The organism is Mycobacterium sp. NPDC050551, from assembly GCF_040674075.1.
In the GTDB taxonomy this organism is placed as follows: Bacteria; Actinomycetota; Actinomycetes; order Mycobacteriales; family Mycobacteriaceae; genus Mycobacterium.
This window is the reverse complement of the sequence record NZ_JBFARC010000005.1, coordinates 333,830-336,163: the sequence shown is the minus strand read 5'-3', so window position 1 is coordinate 336,163 and position 2,334 is coordinate 333,830. Positions and strand designations below refer to the sequence as shown.

The window sequence follows — 2,334 nt, the reverse complement described above, 5'->3', positions numbered from 1 at the left end:
CCCGCGGCTCACACCGACAACTCCCGGAGGAACACCATGCGCCGAATCGCCCTCTCGATCTACTGGGGGTTCCTGACCGTTGTCCGCTCCTTCACTCTGGTGCGACAAAAGGATGCCGCGGCCTACTACACCACCCTCGGCGACGATGTCATCGACTTCCTGGACGAGGGCTTCGTCGACGATGACAAGCCGCTGTGGCTCAACCTCGGTTATTGGAAAGAGGCTCGCACCTACCCCGACGCCTGCGTCGCGATGGTGGAACTGCTGGGAACGCGGGCCGGACTGCAACCGGGCGACGAGGTCCTCGACGTCGGCGTGGGTTTCGCCGAGCAGGACTTCGTTCTCCTCGACCGCTTCAAGCTGTCCCGCGTCACGGGCATCGACATCACCCCCGTTCACATCGAGAAGGGCAGGGAACGGGTCGCCAAGCGCGGACTGCAGGATCACATCGATCTGCGGCTCGGTTCGGCGACCGCAATGGAATTCCCCGACGCGACGTTCGACAGAGTCCTGGCCCTGGAGTGCGCGTTCCACTTCGACACGCGTGAACAGTTCCTGCGCGAGGCATTTCGGGTCCTCAAACCCGGAGGGTCCATCGCGATCGCCGACATGCTCCCGGTTCCGGGCAAGAAGACGAGCCGCGCCACCGCCTTCGCACGCAAGTACGGCCACGTCCCGGAGGCCAACCTGTACGACCGCGACGAATACCCCCGGCGGCTGTCAGCCGCCGGATTCGGCGATGTCCGCGTGGAATCGATCAGGCAGGACGTCTTCCCCGGCATGGCCAAGTACAGCCGCCAACGCGTCGAGGGGAAGAAGATGGACGAGGTGGTCGTCGAGGTATCGGACGACGACCGCGCCCAGTGCCGCGGCGTCGAGATCTGGGAACGCGGGGTCGGCTTGACCGACTATGTGATCGCCTCGGCGCGGAAGCCAATGGAGACTGGGGCTTCCGGCGCTCAGTGAGCCGGTGTCCGCACGATCACCGCTGCTTCGGCCATCGCGGCGGGTTCGTGCCGCCGCGACGCGGCGAAGCCGATTTCGAGATCGGCCAGGATGTCGTCGATGCCCTCGATGCCGACGGACAATCGGACCAGCCCCGGGCTCACGCCGCAGGCCAGCTGTTCCTCGGGGCTCAACTGGCCATGTGTGGTCGACGCCGGGTGGATCACCAGCGATCGCACGTCGCCGATGTTGGCGACATGGCTGTGCAGTCTCAGCGCGTTGACGAAGGCCTTGCCCGCCTCGATGCCGCCGGCCAGTTCGAACGCGAGAACAGCACCGGTTCCCCTGGGTGCCAACCTCTTCGCCCGCTCGTACCACGGTGACGTCGGCAGCCCCGCATAGTTGACGGACAGCACGCCGTCGTGGCCCGCCAGGAATTCGGCGACCCGTTGCGCGTTGGCGACGTGGCGTTCGATGCGCAGACTCAGCGTCTCCAGGCCGAGCGCCACCAGGAACGCGTTGAACGGTGACGCCGACGCCCCGATGTCGCGCACCAATTGCAGCCGGGCCTTGGTCACGAACGGTGCGGGACCCATGTCGGCGTAGACGATGCCGTGGTAGCTCGGGTCCGGCGTCGTGAAGCCGGGGAAGCGGCCCTGCGTCCAGTCGAAGGTGCCGCCGTCGACGATAACGCCCGCGATCGCGGTGCCGTGCCCGCCGAGGTACTTGGTGGCCGAGTGCACCACGATGTCGGCGCCCTGGCTGATCGGCTGGATGAGGTAGGGGGTGGCGATGGTGTTGTCCACGATCAACGGCACGCCGTTCTCGTGTGCGACGCCGGCGACCCGCGGGGTGTCCAGCACGTCGCTCTTCGGGTTCGAGATGGTCTCGGCGAAGAGCGCCTTGGTGTTCGGCCGTATCGCCGCCTGCCACGAATCCGGATCGTCGGGATCGACGAAGGTGACCTCGATGCCGAGCCGGGAAAGCGTGTAGTGAAACAGGTTGTACGTGCTGCCGAACAGGCGCGGGCTCGACACGATGTGGTCGCCGGTACCGGCGAGGTTCAGGATGGCAAAGGTTCCGGCGGCCTGCCCGGAGGCCAGGAACAGCGCGGCCGTGCCACCCTCCAGCGCGGCAATGCGCTGCTCGACGACATCGGTGGTCGGGTTGCCGATGCGGGTGTAGATGTTGCCCGGCATCTCGAGGCCGAACAGCGCGGCGGCGTGTCCAGCGTCGTCGAAGGTGAAGGAGGCGGTCTGGTAGATCGGCAGCGCACGGGCGTGGGTGGCCGAGTCCGGCCGCTGTCCCGCGTGCACCTGTTTCGTTTCGAAGGACCATCGGGCGGTGGGATCGGGCTCGGTGTCGGCGACGTCGCTCATGACTGCCTTC

At 66.8% G+C, this 2,334-nt stretch carries 2 protein-coding genes; one reads left to right on the top strand and one right to left on the bottom strand.

Annotated features, from left to right (window positions below; genetic code table 11):
- Window positions 1-36 precede the first annotated feature (36 nt).
- Window positions 37-966, top strand: coding sequence for a methyltransferase domain-containing protein (locus tag AB0K11_RS21480; protein ID WP_364981442.1), 930 nt, complete (start codon window positions 37-39; stop codon window positions 964-966).
- On the opposite strand, the gene AB0K11_RS21475 is transcribed toward AB0K11_RS21480, so the two are convergent.
- The gene (locus AB0K11_RS21475) at window positions 960-2,324 is read right to left on the bottom strand and encodes a bifunctional o-acetylhomoserine/o-acetylserine sulfhydrylase (RefSeq protein WP_364981439.1); all 1,365 of its coding nucleotides are present in this window, start codon (window positions 2,322-2,324) and stop codon (window positions 960-962) included. The two genes, AB0K11_RS21480 and AB0K11_RS21475, sit on opposite strands and share 7 nt — an antisense overlap.
- Window positions 2,325-2,334: the final 10 nt, after the last annotated feature.